17 protein-coding genes and 1 tRNA gene are annotated in these 16276 nt (G+C 76.4%); 8 read left to right on the forward strand and 10 right to left on the reverse strand.

Annotation, left to right across the window (positions count from 1 at the left end; all coding sequences use genetic code 11):
• Positions 1-49: 49 nt before the first annotated feature.
• The 5 genes from ACI78Z_RS05470 to ACI78Z_RS05490 form a co-directional block, all read right to left on the reverse strand.
• Positions 50-1453: a DUF2254 domain-containing protein gene (locus ACI78Z_RS05470; RefSeq protein ID WP_457035514.1), complete on the reverse strand. Its 1404-nt coding sequence runs from the start codon at positions 1451-1453 to the stop codon at positions 50-52.
• Positions 1450-1920: an STAS domain-containing protein gene (locus tag ACI78Z_RS05475; protein WP_457035515.1), complete on the reverse strand. Its 471-nt coding sequence runs from the start codon at positions 1918-1920 to the stop codon at positions 1450-1452. The genes ACI78Z_RS05470 and ACI78Z_RS05475 overlap by 4 nt, the downstream gene beginning before the upstream one ends.
• A 77-nt stretch (positions 1921-1997) precedes the next feature.
• A complete protein-coding gene (locus tag ACI78Z_RS05480) occupies positions 1998-3275 on the reverse strand; it encodes an NAD(P)/FAD-dependent oxidoreductase (protein ID WP_457035516.1) in 1278 nt (425 codons plus the stop codon).
• A 168-nt stretch (positions 3276-3443) separates the two neighbouring features.
• Positions 3444-3767, reverse strand: a complete 324-nt coding sequence (locus tag ACI78Z_RS05485) for a TraR/DksA family transcriptional regulator (protein WP_457035517.1) — start codon at positions 3765-3767, stop codon at positions 3444-3446.
• Positions 3768-3846: 79 nt separating this feature from the next.
• Entirely contained in the window at positions 3847-4038 is a 192-nt protein-coding gene (locus ACI78Z_RS05490) for a hypothetical protein (protein ID WP_457035518.1), read from the reverse strand.
• Positions 4039-4505: 467 nt separating this feature from the next.
• Here ACI78Z_RS05490 and ACI78Z_RS05495 point away from each other — a divergent pair, with 467 nt between their 5' ends.
• Positions 4506-4973: a nuclear transport factor 2 family protein gene (locus ACI78Z_RS05495; RefSeq protein WP_457035519.1), complete on the forward strand. Its 468-nt coding sequence runs from the start codon at positions 4506-4508 to the stop codon at positions 4971-4973.
• A 65-nt stretch (positions 4974-5038) separates the two neighbouring features.
• On the forward strand, positions 5039-5527 hold the full coding sequence (locus ACI78Z_RS05500) for a MarR family winged helix-turn-helix transcriptional regulator (protein WP_457035520.1): 489 nt from the start codon (positions 5039-5041) through the stop codon (positions 5525-5527).
• Between the two features lie 135 nt (positions 5528-5662).
• Here the strand turns inward: ACI78Z_RS05500 and ACI78Z_RS05505 are convergent, their stop codons facing one another.
• The 3 genes from ACI78Z_RS05505 to ACI78Z_RS05515 are packed head-to-tail and all read right to left on the reverse strand — an operon-like array spanning position 5663 to position 9731.
• Positions 5663-7183, reverse strand: coding sequence for a carboxyl transferase domain-containing protein (locus ACI78Z_RS05505; protein WP_457035521.1), 1521 nt, complete (start codon positions 7181-7183; stop codon positions 5663-5665).
• Complete coding sequence (locus ACI78Z_RS05510; RefSeq protein ID WP_457035522.1) at positions 7180-8358, reverse strand: CaiB/BaiF CoA transferase family protein; 1179 nt, start codon at positions 8356-8358, stop codon at positions 7180-7182. Before ACI78Z_RS05510 ends, ACI78Z_RS05505 begins: the two co-directional genes overlap by 4 nt.
• Before the next feature lie 20 nt (positions 8359-8378).
• Positions 8379-9731: an SLC13 family permease gene (locus ACI78Z_RS05515; protein ID WP_457035523.1), complete on the reverse strand. Its 1353-nt coding sequence runs from the start codon at positions 9729-9731 to the stop codon at positions 8379-8381.
• Positions 9732-9847: 116 nt separating this feature from the next.
• On the opposite strand from ACI78Z_RS05515, the gene ACI78Z_RS05520 reads away from it, so the two are divergent.
• Positions 9848-10579, forward strand: a complete 732-nt coding sequence (locus tag ACI78Z_RS05520) for a FadR/GntR family transcriptional regulator (protein ID WP_457035524.1) — start codon at positions 9848-9850, stop codon at positions 10577-10579.
• 14 nt (positions 10580-10593) lie between these two features.
• Here the strand turns inward: ACI78Z_RS05520 and ACI78Z_RS05525 are convergent, their stop codons facing one another.
• Positions 10594-11178, reverse strand: coding sequence for a 5-formyltetrahydrofolate cyclo-ligase (locus tag ACI78Z_RS05525; RefSeq protein WP_457035525.1), 585 nt, complete (start codon positions 11176-11178; stop codon positions 10594-10596).
• Positions 11179-11263: 85 nt separating this feature from the next.
• Between ACI78Z_RS05525 and galU the strand changes: the two genes are divergently transcribed.
• The 5 genes from galU to ACI78Z_RS05550 all read left to right on the forward strand — a co-directional run bounded on the left by galU (position 11264) and on the right by ACI78Z_RS05550 (position 15285).
• A complete protein-coding gene (gene galU / locus ACI78Z_RS05530) occupies positions 11264-12178 on the forward strand; it encodes a UTP--glucose-1-phosphate uridylyltransferase GalU (protein WP_457035526.1) in 915 nt (304 codons plus the stop codon).
• Positions 12179-12219: 41 nt separating this feature from the next.
• Positions 12220-13644 (forward strand): molybdotransferase-like divisome protein Glp, encoded by a 1425-nt coding sequence (glp, locus tag ACI78Z_RS05535; RefSeq protein WP_457035527.1) that lies wholly within the window; start codon positions 12220-12222, stop codon positions 13642-13644.
• Positions 13645-13652: 8 nt separating this feature from the next.
• The gene (locus ACI78Z_RS05540; protein ID WP_457035528.1) at positions 13653-14273 is read left to right on the forward strand and encodes a GNAT family N-acetyltransferase; all 621 of its coding nucleotides are present in this window, start codon (positions 13653-13655) and stop codon (positions 14271-14273) included.
• A gap of 155 nt (positions 14274-14428) precedes the next feature.
• On the forward strand, positions 14429-15142 hold the full coding sequence (gene sepX, locus ACI78Z_RS05545; protein ID WP_457035529.1) for a divisome protein SepX/GlpR: 714 nt from the start codon (positions 14429-14431) through the stop codon (positions 15140-15142).
• 69 nt (positions 15143-15211) lie between these two features.
• Positions 15212-15285, forward strand: a tRNA-Ala gene (locus tag ACI78Z_RS05550).
• A 65-nt stretch (positions 15286-15350) separates the two neighbouring features.
• On the opposite strand, the gene ACI78Z_RS05555 is transcribed toward ACI78Z_RS05550, so the two are convergent.
• Positions 15351-16238: a hypothetical protein gene (locus ACI78Z_RS05555; protein ID WP_457035530.1), complete on the reverse strand. Its 888-nt coding sequence runs from the start codon at positions 16236-16238 to the stop codon at positions 15351-15353.
• Positions 16239-16276: the final 38 nt, after the last annotated feature.

The following is a 16276-nucleotide window of genomic DNA, read 5'->3' on the forward strand; positions in this document are numbered from 1 at the left end:
CGACGGCGACCGTCGTGGTGGGCCCAGCCGGCCGGCGGGAACGGTCCGGTCACCGCGGACCGGGCGTCCGGTGGCCGTTGAGCGCCCGAGTGGGCGCCGGCGCTCCCGTGGGCGCCGGCGCCCACCGGTGGCTGTGGTCGGCCGGGTCGGCGTCGGTGGCGATCGCCTCGAGCCGTGCGAGGTCGGCCGGGTGCAGGCCCGGCGTCGTGCGGAGCGCGTGGAGCAGCAGGTCGATCTGGCGGCGCAGCGCCGGCGCGTGCTCGGGCCGGCCGGCGGTCTCGACGTGGGCGATGAGCATGCGCAGCACGCGCAGCAGCGCGGCGGCGACCTGCGGCTGCGCGGGGGCGGCGTGGCGGAGCTGGTCGACGCCGTGCGCGACGTACTCCGCGCCGGACAGCTGCCAGGGCCGTAGCAGCAGCCGCCCGCCGGGGCCGGTGACCGCGTCGGCCGGGGCGGGGGCGGTGAGGATCCGGCGGAGCAGGCTGCCGATCCGCACGGTCACCTCGACGGCGGTGGTCGGGTCGTTGATCGCCGTGCTCAGCGCGCGCAGGCCGATGTCGACCAGCTGCCGCAGGGCGAAGTCGACGTCGCACTGCATCGTCCGGACGTCGTCGATGAGCACCGTGGCCGCCAGCCGCCGCGCCACCGCACCGGCGTCGGCCGGCGCCGGCCACACCGTCACCAGGGGCTCACCGGCGTGCACGTAGGCGCCGGTCCGGGTGTCCAGCCGCACGGTGGTGCGCGGTGGCACGGCGGCCAGCAGCCGGTCGCTGGGCGCCTGGGTGATCCAGCCGTCGCGCGGCGCGGGCACCGTCAGCACGCGACCACCGACCGGCGGGGTGCGCGCCGCGGTCGGCCGCCCGGTCCCGGTGTCCTGCTGGGCCGCCCGCAGGACGTGCCGGCCCTCCTCGCTGATCCGGCGGACGACCTCGCCGACCTGCAGGCCGTGGGCCAGGTGGTCCAGGTGGGCCACGATGAGCAGGACGGTCACCACGGTGAGCACGACGGCGACGGTCAGCGAGACCCGGGGCGCCGGGCCGGTGGCGTCGCCGTCGACGCGGCGCAGGATCAGCACGCAGTAGACGAAGGTGGCGATCAGCAGGCCGATGACGACCTGGCTGAGCCGATCGCGGATGAACGAACGCATCACCCGGGGGCTGAACTGGCTGCTGGCCAGCTGCAGGCTGACCACGGTCAGGGGGAACACCACCCCGGCGGTGGTGATGGTCGCGCCGGCCACGGTGCTCAGGAGCCAGGTGGCGGTGCTGCTGGGCATCGTCAGGGTCCCCGGGACGGCCCGCTCGCCCACGGCCCGGTCCACCGCTCCGGCGACCTCGGCCACGCCGATGCCGGCGACCACGAGCAGGGCCGGCAGGGCGAACAGGCTCTCCCGGAACCGGTAGGCCGCCGCCGCGGCGCGCATCGGCAGCGGCGGCCGCGCGGTGCCGCTCACCGGCACACCCGTCGCGGTCGGCGCGCCGCGGGGCGGCGCGTCGTCGTCCGCGGCCGCCCCCACGTCCGCGGGTCCCGCGGCCGCGGGAGCCCGGTGTCGGCCGGGTCGACGGCGACCGGATCGGCGAGTCTGGCGAGCTGGAGCGAGCGGGCCACGCGGCGACGGCCGCCGGTGCGGACGACCAGCCGGGCTCCGCGCATCCGGCAGCGGCGGTGCGCCTGGGCCAGCACGGCGACCCCGGCGGCGCCGAGGAAGGTCACCTGCCCGAGGTGGACGAACAGTTCGCGCAGGCCGGGCCGGCGGGCCTGCGAGGTGAGGCAGAGCTCGAGCACAGGGGCGGTGGAGGTGTCGACCGCGCCGACGACCTCGACGACGACGCGGCCGGGGCGGGGGTCGGGGACGGTGCGCACCGACAGCAGCAGCCGCTCGTGATCGGGAACGGGCCGGTGGGCGGGGGGGTACGGCACGGAGCGACTCCAGGGCGGGATTGAACCCACCCGCCGGCGGCTGGGGGTGGCCGCCGACGGGTGGGCGTGCGGGGCGGTCAGCGCAGCGGGTCGAACGGGGCCAGTTCCGGTGGGGCCTCGCCCTTGAGCACGGTCTCGGCGACCAGTTGCCCGGTGACCGGTCCCAGCGTGATGCCCCACATGCCGTGGCCGCCGGCGACGAACACCCGCGGGGAGGCGGTGGCGCCGACCAGCGGCAACCCGTCGGGGGTGCACGGGCGGGAGCCGACCCACTCGTTGCGCCGCTCGTCCAGGTCCACCCCGGTCAGGAACGGGCGGACGGCGTCGACGATCGCGGTGACGCGGCGCGGGTCCAGTGGCGCGCCGTGGCGGCGGAACTCCATCATCCCGGCCACCCGCAGCCGCCCGCCGAGCGGCGTGCAGGCCACCCGCTGGGTCGGGAAGTACAGCGGGCCCCGGGGCATCCGCTCCACCGGCACGCTGAAGCTGTAGCCGCGCCCGGCCTGCACCGGGCACCGCACGCCGAACCGGCCGGCCAGCCGGCCGAGCTCGGCGCCGGTGGCGAGCACGACCGCGTCGCGCCGCTGCCGGTGGCCGCTGGTGGTGACGACGGCGACCTGGCCGCCGGCGTGCTGCACATCGGCCACGCCGACACCCTCGACCAGCTCGCCGCCGCGGGAGCGGACCGCGTGGGCCAGGGACCGCACGAACTCCGGTGGGTGCAGGTACCGCTGGCCGTGGATCTGCACGGCCGCACCCACCCGGTCGGTCAGCGCCGGCTCCATCGCCCGGGCCCGCCAGCCGGTGATCGGATGGCCGCTGACGTCCTGGCCGGCGTCGCGGATGGCCTCCAGCTCGGCGCAGAGCCGCTCGGCCTCGCGTTCGCGGCGGAAGCAGGCCAGGAAGGGCCGCGCCGGGTGGGTGACGGCGGCCACCCCGGCGGCGGCGAGGACGTCGAAGGCCTCCAGCGCCCGTTCGTTCAGCGGCACGTACGCGGCCATCCCGGCCTGCCACCGTCGTGCGGTGCTGTGGGCGACGAACCCGGTGAGGAAGCGCAGCAGCGTGCGGTCCGCGCGGAGCGGCAGGTACACCGGCGAGCGGGGACCGAGCACCGCGCGCAGCCCGTACCGCAGCACCGCCGGCTCGGGCAGCGGCGCGGTCAGGGCCGGGGTCAACCACCCGGCGTTGCCCCACGAAGCGCCGGCGCCGACGGCGTCGCGCTCGTAGACGGTGACCTGCACGCCGGCCTCCTGCAGGAACCAGGCGCACGAGAGGCCGACCATGCCGCCGCCGACGACCGCGACCTGCCGCGGGGAGCCGGGCACGAACACCGGACCGTGCTGGGACGAGGACATGCCCGCTCCTTCCCCGGCGACCGGAGCGCCGGGACGGGTCGACCGGGCAGCGACCGGCACGCGATCTGCCCCGACGCCGACGCAGGTGCGGTGGTGGACGGTGGCTGCCCAGCAGGTGGATGGCTGGAGGCGGGCCGCGCCGGGACACGCGGCCGCGGCGCGGACCGCTCAGCGGCTCTGCTGGCAGGAGACGCAGGCAGCGGCGAAGGGCCGGAACTCCAGCCGCTCGGCGGGGATGGCGGCCGCGCAGTGCACGCACACGCCGTACGTGCCGGCGGCGATCCGCTCCAGCGCCGCGTCGATGTCCTCGATGGTGCGCAACAGGGTGGCCGCGCGGTTGACCGCGACCGGGTCCGGCACCGAGGTGGCCATCTCGGTCAGGGCCAGCTCGCGCTGCCGGACGCAGTCGGCCCGCTGCGCCTCCAGCAGGGTCCGGAAGGGCGCCCAGTCCGTGGCCTGGGACGTGGTGGTGGGGGTGGTGAGCGCGGTCATGGAGGTCTCCTGGGATGACGAGAAACGCGTCCCACCGGGAGCGGGACGCGCAGGACGAGGACCGGACGACCCGGACGGGTCAGGGCCTCGTCGGTGGCGCTCGGTCCTGACTGCGTCGCAGCACGTCCAGGCCGCGCAACCCGCGAGCCCGCAGGCTCAGCGCCAGGGCCAGCAGTTCGCCGCCGGTCACCGGCGAGTGCCGGCGCGTGGGTGACTCGGCGGGGACGACGGCAGCGGCCGGGTCGGGCGCCCGCAGGGTCAGCGCGTCCACCGGAGTCACCCCTCCTCTCGTCGGTCAGTGCGTGTCCGCACGGGCCGGGCCGGCTGGAGCAGGTGGCACCAGGCCGGCCGGCCTGCGGCGATGACCGGGTCGAGCACCGCCGCCGCACGGACACGTGGCGCCCGGCAGCCGAGGCCTGCGAGAACGGGGATGTGCCACGCCCTCCGCGGACCTGAGCCCACCATGCCCGCGCGCTGCTGACCGGGACACGGCAGCGGCCGGTGAACTCACGGGGTCGGACCTTGCCGACGACCGGCAACGAGCCCGGGTGGGAGACGGCGGTGCGAGGTCCGCCGCACCCGTGCTGCGTCGCCGGCCGGTCCACCTGTGTGGCGGGGGAGGAACCGCCGCGCGGACCTGCAGGTCCGCAACCCATGGCTGCACCCGGCCGGACGGGCGGCCACCCCTGCGCCGGGGCAGGATCCAGGGGTCCCCGACCCCCGCAGGAGAGCGCCGCCGTGACCGAACCCCGCCCGCCGTTCCCGCCGTTCGACCGCGACAGCGCGCTCGCCAAGGTCCAGGCCGCCGAGGACGCCTGGAACAGCCGCGACCGGCACCGCGTGAGCCTGGCCTACACCGAGGACTCGGTTTGGCGGAACCGCGACGAGTTCCTCACCGGCCGGGCGGAGATCGTGGCGTTCCTGACCCGCAAGTGGGAGCGGGAACGGGACTACGTGCTGCGCAAGAGCCTGTGGGGCTTCACCGACGACCGCATCGCCGTCCGGTTCCAGTACGAGTGGCACGACGACGGCGGCCAGTGGTTCCGCAGCTACGGCAACGAGCTGTGGGAGTTCGACGAGCGCGGCCTGATGCGCCGCCGCGAGGCCAGCATCAACGACGTCCCGATCGCCGAGACCGACCGCCGCTGGCACGGTCCGCGGGCGGACGACGAGCGCGGCCCGGAGCACGACATCCCGCTGCGCTGACCTCCGCGCCGAGGGGTGACCGCCGCCCGGCCGGAGCAGGGGCGCCCACCAGTACCGTCCCGGATGTGGCGCAGCGGTGGCTCGACGAGGAGCAGCAGCGGGTCTGGCGGACGTGGCTGAGCGTCGCCGAGCTGCTGCCGCGGGTCCTCGACGCCCAGCTCCAGCGCGACGCCGGGCTCAGCCACGCCGCCTACGTCGTCCTGGCCATGCTGTCCGAGGCGCCCGGCCGCAGCCGGCGGATGAGCGACCTCGCGCGGCGGGCCAACCAGTCGCAGAGCCGCCTGTCGCACACCGTCGCCCGCCTGGAGGAGCGCGGCTGGGTGCGCCGCGAGCCCTCGCCCGAGGACGGGCGGGGGAACGTCGCCGTCCTGACCGACGCCGGGTGGGACGTCGTCCGGTCGGTCGCGCCCGGCCACGTGGACGCCGTCCGCGCGGCGCTGTTCGACCCGCTCACCGACGAGCAGACCCGCGCCCTCGGGGACGCCCTGCAGGCGGTGCTCGAGCGGCTCGACCCCGACCACAGCCTGCGCCTGCGAGGTGCGGACGCCGGCTGACCGACGCTCGCGGCGCGCTCGGGGTCGCCGTCCTGGCTCACCGACGCGCGTCCTGGCTCACGGTCGACGGTGAGCCAGGACGCAGGACGATCAGGTGACCTGATCATCGACGGGGGGAGAGGACGGGGTCCTCTTTCAGCGGCCGAGGTGGCGGTACCGGTGCAGGCGGGTGCGGAAGCGCTCGCCGTCGTCCCGCCCGAGCAGGTTGGCCAGCTCCTCGCCGAGCACCCGCCCCAGCCGCCGGCAGAACTCGACCGGCTCGTCGGCGGCGTCCGGCCGCTCGGGGACGACGCGGTCGACGATCCCGGCCCGCCACAGGTCGGTCGCCCGCACCCCCTGGTGCGCGGCCATCTCGCCGGCCCGGTCGACGGTGCGGTGCACGATCGCCGAGGCGCCCTCCGGCGGCAGCGGGCCCAGCCAGCCGCTGGCCGCGGCGAGCACCCGGTCGGCCGGCACCAGCGCGAGCGCGCCACCGCCGGTGCCCTGACCGAGCAGCACCGCGAGCGTGGGCGCCCGCAGCATCACCAGGTCCTGCAGGCAGCGGGCGATCTCGGCGGCCAGCCCGCCCTCCTCGGCCTCCTTCGACAGCGCCGCGCCGGGGGTGTCGATCAGGGTGACCAGCGGCAGCCGCAGTTCGGCGGCCAGCCGCATGCCGCGCCGGGCCTCGCGCAGCGCGGCCGGCCCGAGCGGCGCCGACAGCGACTGCCCGCGCCGGTCCTGGCCGAGGACGACGCACGGCGCGCCGCCGAAGCGGGCCAGCGCGAGCAGCAGCCCGGGGTCCTTCTCGCCGGCGCCGGTGCCCGACAGGCCGACGACGTCGGTGGCCGCGGTGCGCAGCAGCCGTCGCACCCCGGGCCGCTCCTCGCGGCGGGAGGCGGTGACGATCTGCCAGGCGCTGCGCCCGTCCTCGGGGTCGTCGGCGTCGGTGCCGTCCTCCGGCGTGGGCGGCTCCGCGCTGGCGACGTCGCGGTGCCAGGTCTGCCGGGCGGCCAGCACCCGCAGCGCCCGGTCGGCGACCTCGGCGATCTCCTCGTGCGGGACGACGGCGTCGATCAGCCCGTGCTCGGCGAGGTGCTCGGCGGTCTGCACGCCCTCGGGGAACTGCTCGCCGTAGAGCGCCTGGTAGACCCGCGGGCCGAGGAAGCCGATCGCGGCGCCGGGCTCGGCGATGGTCACGTGGCCGAGCGACCCCCACGAGGCCAGGACGCCGCCGAACGTGGGGTGCCGCAGGTAGACCAGGTAGGCCAGCCCCGCCTCCTTGTGCCGGGCGATCGCGGCGGTGATCCCGATCATCTGCAGGAAGGCGACGGTGCCCTCCTGCATCCGGGTGCCGCCGGACACCGGGGCGGCCAGCAGCGGCAGCCCCTCCTCGGTGGCCCGCTCGACCGCGGCGATGAGCCGCTCCGCGGCGGCCACGCCGATCGACCCGGCCAGGAAGCCGAACTCCCCGGCGATCACCGCCACCCGCCGGCCGCGGAGCAGCCCCTCCCCGGTGATGATCGACTCGTCCTGCCGCGTGGCCTCCGCCGCCCGGGCCAGTTCGGCGGCGTAGGACTGCGGCACGTCCCGGGCCGGGACGGGGGAGTCCCAGCTCTTCCAGGAGCCCGGGTCGAGCACCAGGTCCCGCAGCGCGCGGGCGTCCAGGGATCGGGTCACTGGGCCAGCCAGGCGCGGATCGCCTCGTTCGACGCGCCCAGCACCGGCGGCGCGGCGTGCTCACGCCGGGTGGTCTCGGTCTCGCCGTCCGGCCCGGGGGAGAAGAAGCGCAGCGGCGGGCCGGGCAGCTGCAGCCGGCCGAGCGTCTGGTGCTCGACGTCGACCAGCAGCCCCTGCGACAGCGTCTGGTTCCAGCCGTAGACCTCGTCGAGGGTGCGCACCTTGCCCGCCGGGACGCCGGCTCCCGCGAGGCGGGCGAGCAGCTCCTCGGGCGTCAGGTCGGCGAAGGTCCGTTCCAGCAGCTCGATCACCTGGTCGCGGTGGTCGACGCGCTCGCCGTTGGTGGCCAGACCGGGCGCCTCGGCGTCCAGGCCGAACTCGGTGCACAGCCGCCGCCACAGCCCCTCCGACCCGCAGGAGAGCTGCACGCTGCCGCCCTTGCAGTGGAACAGGCCGTAGGGCGCGATCGAGGGGTGGTGGTTGCCCTGCGCGCGGCCGACCTCGCCGGCGACCGTCCACCGGGTGCCCTGGAAGGCGTGCACGCCGACGATCGCCGCCAGCAGGGAGGTGCGCACCACCTGGCCGCGGCCGGTGCGCTGCCGCTCGACGAGCGCGGCGAGCACCCCGTACGCGCCGTACATGCCGGCCAGCAGGTCGGCGATCGGGACGCCGACCCGCTGCGGGTCGTCGGGGCCCGAGCCGGTCAGCGACATCAGCCCGCCCTCGCCCTGCGCGATCTGGTCGTAGCCGGCCCGCCCGCCCTCGGGCCCGTCGTGGCCGAAGCCGCTGATGGAGAGCACGACCAGCCGCGGGTTGAGCTGCTCCAGCACGTCGGTGCCGAAGCCGAGGCGCTCCAGGGTGCCGGGGCGGAAGTTCTCCAGCAGCACGTCGGCGCGGCGGACGAGCTCGCGCAGGAGCTCCTTGTCGCCGTCGTCCTTCAGGTCGAGGGTGACCGACTCCTTGTTGCGGTTGGTCGACAGGAAGTACGTCGACTCCCGCTCGGCACCCTCCGGGTGGAGGAAGGGCGGGCCCCAGCCGCGGGTGTCGTCCCCGCTGCCGGGGTTCTCCACCTTGATGACGCGGGCGCCGAGGTCGCCGAGCATCATCCCGGCGTGCGGCCCGGCGAGGGCGCGGGTCAGGTCGACGACGAGGACGCCGTCCAGGGGTCCGGGCACGGGTGCCTCCCTCTCGTGGTCTACAGCCAGCCGGGCACGACGAACACGAGCCAGGCGAGCAGGGGTCCCACGACGACGACGATCGTCGCGTAACCCAGGATCTGCTTGTAGAAGCGGTCCTTGTCGACGCCCTGGGCGGCCGCCAGGACCAGCGCGCCGTTGGTGGAGAACGGGCTGACGTCGACGATCGTCGAGGCGACCGAGAGCGCCACGATCACACCCACCGCGCCGATCTCGCCGGCGAGGAGGAACGGCACCGCGAGCGAGATGGCCACGCCGATGATCGCCGTCGACGAGGCGAAGGCCGACACCACGCCGCCGATGTAGGCCAGCAGCAGCGCCACGACCAGCGGCACGCCGAGGCCGGTGACCCCCTCGCCGACGTAGTCGATGGTGCCCGCCTCCTGGAGCACGAACACGAAGGTGAGCACGCCGGCGATCAGCAGCACGGTGGACCAGCTGATCTGGCTGACCGCGCCCTTGTGCCGCTGGGCGGAGAACAGGGCCAGGACGACGGCGACGGTGATCGAGACGAACCCGATGTCGAGGTCGAAGCCCAGGGCCAGGACGGCCAGCACGATGAGGCCGACCAGTGTGAGGACCTGCTCGAAGGTGACCGGCTGCGGCCGGTCGGGGTGGTCCTCGTGGCCGTCGTCCCCGCCCACGGCGGGACCGGGCGCCGCGCCGTGGCCGCGCACCTCGGGCCCGCGTCCGGAACCGTGCTCGGCGTGGACCTCCTCCGCCGCCGGGGCGGTCGAGACCTTGCGCCCGATGAGCTGACGTCCGCCGAACAGGACGAAGAGGACCGCCGCGATCGCCAGGTTGAAGAACAGGCTGCCGAGGAACACCGCGACGGCGCTGTCGGGTAGTCCCTCGGTCTCCACGATCTCGTTGACCGTGACGCCGTAGACGCTGATCGGGGAGAAGCCACCGCCCTGGGCGCCGTGGATGACCATCATGCCCATGAGCAGCGGGTTGATCCCGTGCCGCGCGGCGAAGCCGAGCGCGATCGGCGCGATGATCGCCACCGCGGCGGGGGAGAGGGCGCCGATCGCCGTCAGCAGCGCGGTGACGAAGAACATCACCCAGGGGATGGCGGCGACGTGGCCGCCGACCAGCCGGACCGCGCCTCTCACGAGCAGGTCGACGGTGCCGTTGTTCTGCGCGATCGCGAACAGGTACGTGACGCCGATCAGGGTCAGGACGAGCTCGGCGGGGAAGCCGCCGAGGATGTCGTCGGTGCTCAGCCCCACCGACAGCGTGCCGACGACGAAGGCGGCGACGAACGCGAGCGCGCCCATGTTGATGGGCAGGAACGTCGCGATCGCGAAGATCACGACGAGCGCCAGGATGGTGACGATCTCCGGTGACACGAGGAGCTCCTACGGCGTCGGAGGGCTGGACACCCGCTTCAGTGGATCAGTGGCCTAGCCACTGACGCGGGGGACACTGTGTCATGGACCACGCCACAGCATGCAGGGAGGTGATCGTGTCCGCGCCCGGTGAGCCCACCGCGATGCCCCCCGACGGCCTGCAGCCGCTCCGCCGGTCCCCGCGCCTGTACGAGCAGGTGGTCCAGCAGCTGATCGCCTGGGCGGACGCGGGCGGCCTCGGACCGGGGGACCGGCTGCCGGCCGAACGGGACCTCGCCGCCCGGCTGGGGGTCAGCCGCGCGACCCTGGCCCAGGCCCTCGTCGCCCTGGAGGTGACCGGCGTGGTGTCGGTCCGCCACGGCGACGGCACCGTCCTGCTCGCCGCGCCGCGCACCGAGGCGGTGCTGGCGGCGCTGCGCGCGCGCCGCGACGACCTGGGCGACGTCATCGAGGCACGGCAGGCGCTCGAGGTCCGCCTGGCGGCTCTGGCCGCGCACCGCCGCACCGAGGCCGACCTCGCCGAGATCGACGCCGCACTGGAGGCGATGGCCGAGGACGTACGGGCCGGTGGGCGCGGGGTCGGCGGGGACGAGCGGTTCCACGCGGCGGTGACGGCGGCCGGTCACTCACCGCTGCTCGGCCGGCTGATGGCCGAGATCGCCGACCTGGTCCGGGACAGCCGGATCCAGTCGCTGTCCCAGGACGGCCGCCCGTCGCGCAGCCTGGCCGGCCACCGCGCGATCGCCGAGGCCATCCGGGCGGGAGACGCACCGGCGGCCGCGGCCGCGATGACCGCGCACATCGACCTGGTCTCCGACGTCCCCCTGCTCGCCGCCGAGGACGGCTGAGACGGCGGCCGGGATCAGGCCAGGTCGAGCCAGCCGCCCGAGGGGGTCACCACGGCGGTGACCCGCCGGTCGTGCGGCTCCACGGGCAGCTCGTCGACCAGTTCGTCGTCGAAGACGAGGGCCACCAGCCGGGCGCCGGGCCGCACGTGCTGCAGGGCCCGGTCGTAGTAGCCGCCGCCGCGGCCCAGGCGCACCCCGGTGCGGTCGACCGCCACCGCGGGGACGACGACGACCTCGGCGGCACCGATCGCGGTGGCCCCCAGGCGTGGTCCGACCGGCTCCAGCAGGCCGAAGCGGCCTGGGGCGAGGCGGCCGGTGTCCACGGCCCAGGACAGCTCCCGGCCGTCGGGCGGGACCACCGGGAGCAGCACCCGCGAGCGCAGCTGGGTGAAGGCCGCCGGCAGCCGGCCGGCACCGGGCTCGCTCGGATCGGGGACGAAGGCCGCCAGCGTCCGCGTGCCCCCCAGGCCGCGGAGCAGGGCGGTCGTGACCGCCGCGCCGGCCGCGGCGCGTTCCTCCGCCGGGCGGGCCTCGCGGCGGGCCAGGAACCGGGCGCGGAGGGCGACCTTGGCCTCGATCACGTCGTCCGCGGAGGTCACCGTCGAAGGCTAGCCAGCCCACCTGGGAGGCCCCGGTCCGACCGCCCGGGAGGCGCGCCCGGCCCCTGTCACTAGGCTCGCGCGCATGCCGACTCCGAGTGCCCGCCCGACGCGGAAGGCCGTCATCCCCGTCGCCGGGATGGGGACCCGTTTCCTGCCGGCCACCAAGGCGGTGCCCAAGGAGCTGCTGCCGGTGGTCGACCGGCCGGCCCTCCAGTACATCGTCGAGGAGGCCGCCCGCGCCGGGCTCGGCGAGGTGCTCATGGTCACCGGGCGCAACAAGGCCGCGATCGAGGACTTCTTCGACCGCCAGCCCGAGCTCGAGACGGCGCTGGAGAAGAAGGGCGACGCCGCCCGGCTCGAGGCCGTGCACGCCTCCACCGAGATCGCCCAGGTGCACTTCGTCCGGCAGGGGGAGGCGCGCGGGCTCGGCCACGCGGTGCTCCAGGCCGCCGCGTTCGTCGGGGACGAGCCGTTCGCCGTCCTCCTCGGTGACGACATCATCGACGCCCGCGACCACCTGCTCGAGCAGATGCTGCAGGTGCAGGCCGAGCACGGCGGCTCGGTCGTGGCGCTGCTCGACGTCGGCCGGGAGAACATCGACAAGTACGGCGCGGTCGCCGTCGAGCCCGGCGGCTCGGACGTCGTCACCATCACGGGCCTGGTCGAGAAGCCGCCGGTCGACGAGGCGCCCAGCAGCCTGGCCGTCATCGGCCGCTACGTGCTGGCCCCCGAGGTCTTCGACGTCCTGCGGGAGACCGCCCCCGGCCGCGGCGGGGAGATCCAGCTGACCGACGCCCTGGCCACCCTCGTCGAGCGCGGCGAGCCGGTGCACGGCGTGGTGTTCTCCGGCCGCCGCTATGACACCGGCGACCGGCTGGACTACCTCAAGGCCGTCGTCCAGCTGGCCAGCGAGCGCGAGGACCTCGGCCCCGGCTTCCGCGCCTGGCTGGCGGAGTTCGTGGCCGACCTGCCCGCTGCGGGCGCGTCGGAGGCCTGAGCGGAGGCCCGCAGGGGGCAGCATCGACCCCCGTGGTGGGCATGACCGAGGACGGCAGGGGCGGGACGGCCGCGGGGCAGCGGGACACCACGGCGCTGGACCTGCGCCAGGGCACCTCGGTGCGGGACGTGCCAGCGCCCTCGCCGGCCGTCGACGCCGACGTCGCGGATGCCCCCGTGCACGCGACGACGGCGATCGACCGCGGCGCGGTCCCGCCGCCGCCCGCGGCCCCCGAGCCGGCGCCGCCGATCGGCGTGGAGCAGCACCTCGACGAGATCCTCTCCGCGGTGCCGCAGCCGGACCCCATCGAGCTGGCCGTCCTCGACGCGCAGGGCCTGCTCTGCGCGGAGGAGGTGGTCAGCCAGCGCGCGCTGCCGGCCTTCGACCAGGCCGCGCTCGACGGCTACGCCGCCCGCGCCCTGGACGTCGAGGGCGCCACCCCCGCGGAGCCGGCCCGCCTCTCCGTGGTGGGGGAGACCGTCGCCGGCCCCACCGGCCCGGCGTCGATCGGTCCCGGGATGGCGCAGAAGGTGGCCGCCGGCGCGATGCTGCCGGCCGGCGCGGACGTCGTCGTCCCGGGGGTGTGGACCGACGGCGGCATGGCCACCGTCGCCGTGCACGCCGGCCCGGAGGCCGGCGGCTACGTGCGCCGCGCGGGGGACGACGTCGCGCCGGGGACGACCGCCGTGCAGGTGGGCACCCCGATCGGCCCGGCGCAGATCAGCCTGCTCGCCGCGGTCGGCCGGGACCGGGTGCAGGTGCGGCCGCGGCCGCGGGTCGCCGTCCTCTCCGCGGGCGGCGAGCTCGTCGACATCAGCGCGGTCCCCGGCCCCGGCCAGGTGGTGGACGTCAACAGCTACGCGCTGGCCGCCGCGGCCCGCGACGCCGGGGCCGAGGCCTACCGGTGGGGCATCCTCCCGGCCGACCCGCGCCGGCTCTCCGAGGTGCTGGAGAGCCAGACGCTGCGCAGCGACCTGGTGCTCGTCGCCGGCACCTTCGCCAGCGAGGGCGACCCGGTGCAGGAGGCGCTCGCCGCCCTCGGCCCCGTGCAGTTCTCGCAGGTGACGATGCACCCGGGACCCGCCCAGGCCTTCGGGCGGCTCGGCCGCGACGCGGTGCCGGTCATCTGCGTCCCCGGCGAGCCCGTGGCGGCGCTGGTGGCCTTCGAGGTGTTCGTGCGCCCGGCGATCCGGATGATGCTGGGCAAGCGCCAGCTGTTCCGCCGCACCGTGCAGGCCATCGCCGCCGAGCGGATCCTCTCGCCGCTGGGCTACCGGCAGTACCTGCACGGCCAGGTCATGCGGCACCCCGACGGCGGCTACGTGGTCGAGCCCCTCGGGGACGGCGACGAGGCGATGCTGGCGCGGATGGCGCGCGCCAACTGCCTGATCGTGGTGGACGAGGACGTCACCGAGGTGGCCGCCGGCGGGCTGGTCACCGTCATGCCCCTGCTGCTCGGCGGCTGAGCGGCGCCGTGGTCGACCCCGCCCTCCGGCCCGGCTGGCCCGCCCGCCTGAGCTGGGGGCCGGTCGAGCTGCACCCGCCCCGCCGGCGGGACGCCGAGGACTGGAGCCGGGTCCGGGTGGCCAACGAGGCGTGGCTGGCGCCCTGGGAGCCGACCGCGGCGGGGCCCTGGGCGGCGCGGCACACGCCGGCGGCCTACCGGGTGATGCGGCGGGCGGCGCTGCGCCGGGCCGCGATGGGCATGTCGCTGCCGTTCGTCGTCCGGGTGGAGGGCCGGCTGGCCGGGCAGGTGACCATCGACAACGTCGTCCGCGGCGCGCTGCGCTCGGGCAACCTCGGCTACTGGATCGACCGCGCCGTCGCCGGCCGGGGGATGGCCTCGCTGGCCGTGGCGCTGGTGTGCGACCACGCCTTCGGGCCCGCGCGGCTGCACCGCGTGCAGGCCGACATCCGCCCGGAGAACGCCCCGAGCCGGGCGCTGGTGCACCGGTTGGGGTTCCGTCACGAGGGCCTGCTGCGTCGGTACCTGGACATCGACGGCGACTGGCGGGACCACGACACGTTCGCGCTGCTGGCCGAGGACGTGCCCGGCGGCGTGCTCGCCCGCTGGCAGGCGCGCCTACCACGCTGAGGACCGGCCGGTGCGTGTCGCCGAGTCGACACGCCGACGTCGCGGCACTCCAGTCACACGACTCTCCGTGACACGCCCGCGCGCCTCCCTCGAACGGAGGAGGTCAGGCCGTAACTTCGCCCGGCAGGTGACGCATGTGACGGGTGGTGTTCAGGATGGGTTCGGGTGTGTTGCTGGCCGCTCTGGTCGTGCTGTGGTTCGTCGTGCTGGTGCCCATGGTGGTGACCCGCGGTGACTCCTCGGCGGCCGACGCCACGGGGGCCGACGCCGGCCGGACGCTGCAGCGGCGGCGGACGGTCGACCCCGCGGTCTTCGCGGAGACCGAGCGGGTGTCCATCGACCGTGCCGCGCTGGTGACCTCCGGCGAGCTGCGGGTCGACGTCCACGCGGTCCGCCGCCGCACGCTGGCCGGCCTGCTGGGCCTCACGCTGGTGGCCCTCGTGGGGGCGCTGGCCTGGAGCCCGTGGCTGTGGATAGCGCAGGGCGTGCTCGACGTCCTGGTGGTCGCCTACCTCATGGTGCTGCGGGCCGCCGCGCGCCGGGAGCGGCTGGCCGCCCGCCGCGCCGCCCGGGCCGCAGCCCGCACCGCGCGCCGGCCCGTCGCCCGTCCTGCCGCGCGTCCGGTGCCGGGGCCCCGCCCGGCCCCCGTCGAGGAGGAGCCGGCCGCGGAGGTGCACTCCACCGTCGGCCTGCCGCACCCGAGCCTGCCGCTCGCCCCGGTGCACCCGCTGCGCCCCGGCCGGGTCGTGGCCGCCCGCACCGCCGCGCCGGCCGGCTGGCAGAACAGCGCCGTCGTGGGCCTGGACGACGACGACATCGGCTTCGCCGACATCGACGTCTACCAGCCGCGCCGGGTCGCCAACGGCTGAACCGACGCACCGGCGCCGCCCCCCGTCGGCGGCGCCGGCGGAGGCGGGCGGTAAGCTCGTCTCCCGTCAGGGGCTGTAGCGCAGTCCGGTAGCGCACCTCGTTCGCATCGAGGGGGTCAGGGGTTCGAATCCCCTCAGCTCCACCCCGACACGCAGAGAGCCCCGCCCGGTCCGTCCGGTGCGGGGCTCTCTCGCGTCCGGTCGGAGGTCAGCTCCGTGCCCGGGCCACGGCGGCCACCGCGGCCTGCGAGGCCAGCGCGCCCAGGTGGCGCAGCTCCTCGGCGCCGACCACCGTCCGGTGCCGGGCCGACTCGGCCGCGGCGAGGACGAGCGGCGCGGCCGTGTGGCCGAGGTGTCGCACCTCCTCCGCGGACCGCACCGCCCTGTGCCGGGCGGACTCGGCCGCGGCCACCGCCAGCGGCGCCGCCGTGCGGCCGAGGTGCCGGGCGCCCTCGGCCGTCCGCGCGGACAGGGCGAGGACCTGCCCGGCGAGCACCTCGGCGCGGGAGGGCGGGCGGGGCGCCCACGGACGACGGGCCCACAACCGCCGGTGCCACGGCTGCGGCACGGCCGGGCGCCGCAGCCGTGCCCGAGCCACGCCGATCCCCGCCACCGCGGCCAGGGCGACCGCGACGCCCACCGTTCCGCGGCTGCCCGTGGCCGGCGTGTCCGCGGGGGCGGTGGTGTCGGTCGCGGCGGCCGTACCGGCTGCGACGCCGGTGTCCGCCCCGCCGCCGTCCTCCGCCGCGCGGCCCGCGGGCAGGAGGGTCTGCGAGGCCTCCCGGGAGGCGTCGATGCCGTAGTGCCGGTAGAGGGCGGACTCCTGGTCCTGGGTCAGCTCGCGGCCGGTGCCCACCGAGGGGGCGCCGGATACCTGGGCGCGGGTCACGGTGACCGTCACCCGCCCTTCGGAGCCGTCGGCGTCCACGGCTGGGACGACCGCGCTGACCCCCTCGACCTCGACGTACACCCACTCGGGCAGGCCGGTGGCGTCGTCGGCCAGGACGGCGGTGCAGGCGCCGAGCTCGGCACCCTCCCGGTCGACCACCGTCCAGCCGACCCAGTTCCGTGCCTCGTCGCGTCCTGGCAGGCCCATGCCGCCTCCTCGTGCCGGTGCTGCCGGGGGCCGGTGTC

Source organism: Geodermatophilus sp. SYSU D01176 (assembly GCF_054050015.1).

What these genes read in the sequence shown, in the direction of transcription:
- glp (WP_457035527.1), top strand. Translation starts at nt 12,220, where the DNA reads ATGACCGAGGACGGCAGGGGCGGGACGGCCGCGGGGCAGCGGGACACC.
- galU (WP_457035526.1), top strand. Translation starts at nt 11,264, where the DNA reads ATGCCGACTCCGAGTGCCCGCCCGACGCGGAAGGCCGTCATCCCCGTC.
- ACI78Z_RS05555 (WP_457035530.1), bottom strand. Translation starts at nt 16,238, where the DNA reads ATGGGCCTGCCAGGACGCGACGAGGCACGGAACTGGGTCGGCTGGACG.
- ACI78Z_RS05485 (WP_457035517.1), bottom strand. Translation starts at nt 3,767, where the DNA reads ATGACCGCGCTCACCACCCCCACCACCACGTCCCAGGCCACGGACTGG.
- ACI78Z_RS05480 (WP_457035516.1), bottom strand. Translation starts at nt 3,275, where the DNA reads ATGTCCTCGTCCCAGCACGGTCCGGTGTTCGTGCCCGGCTCCCCGCGG.
- sepX (WP_457035529.1), top strand. Translation starts at nt 14,429, where the DNA reads ATGGGTTCGGGTGTGTTGCTGGCCGCTCTGGTCGTGCTGTGGTTCGTC.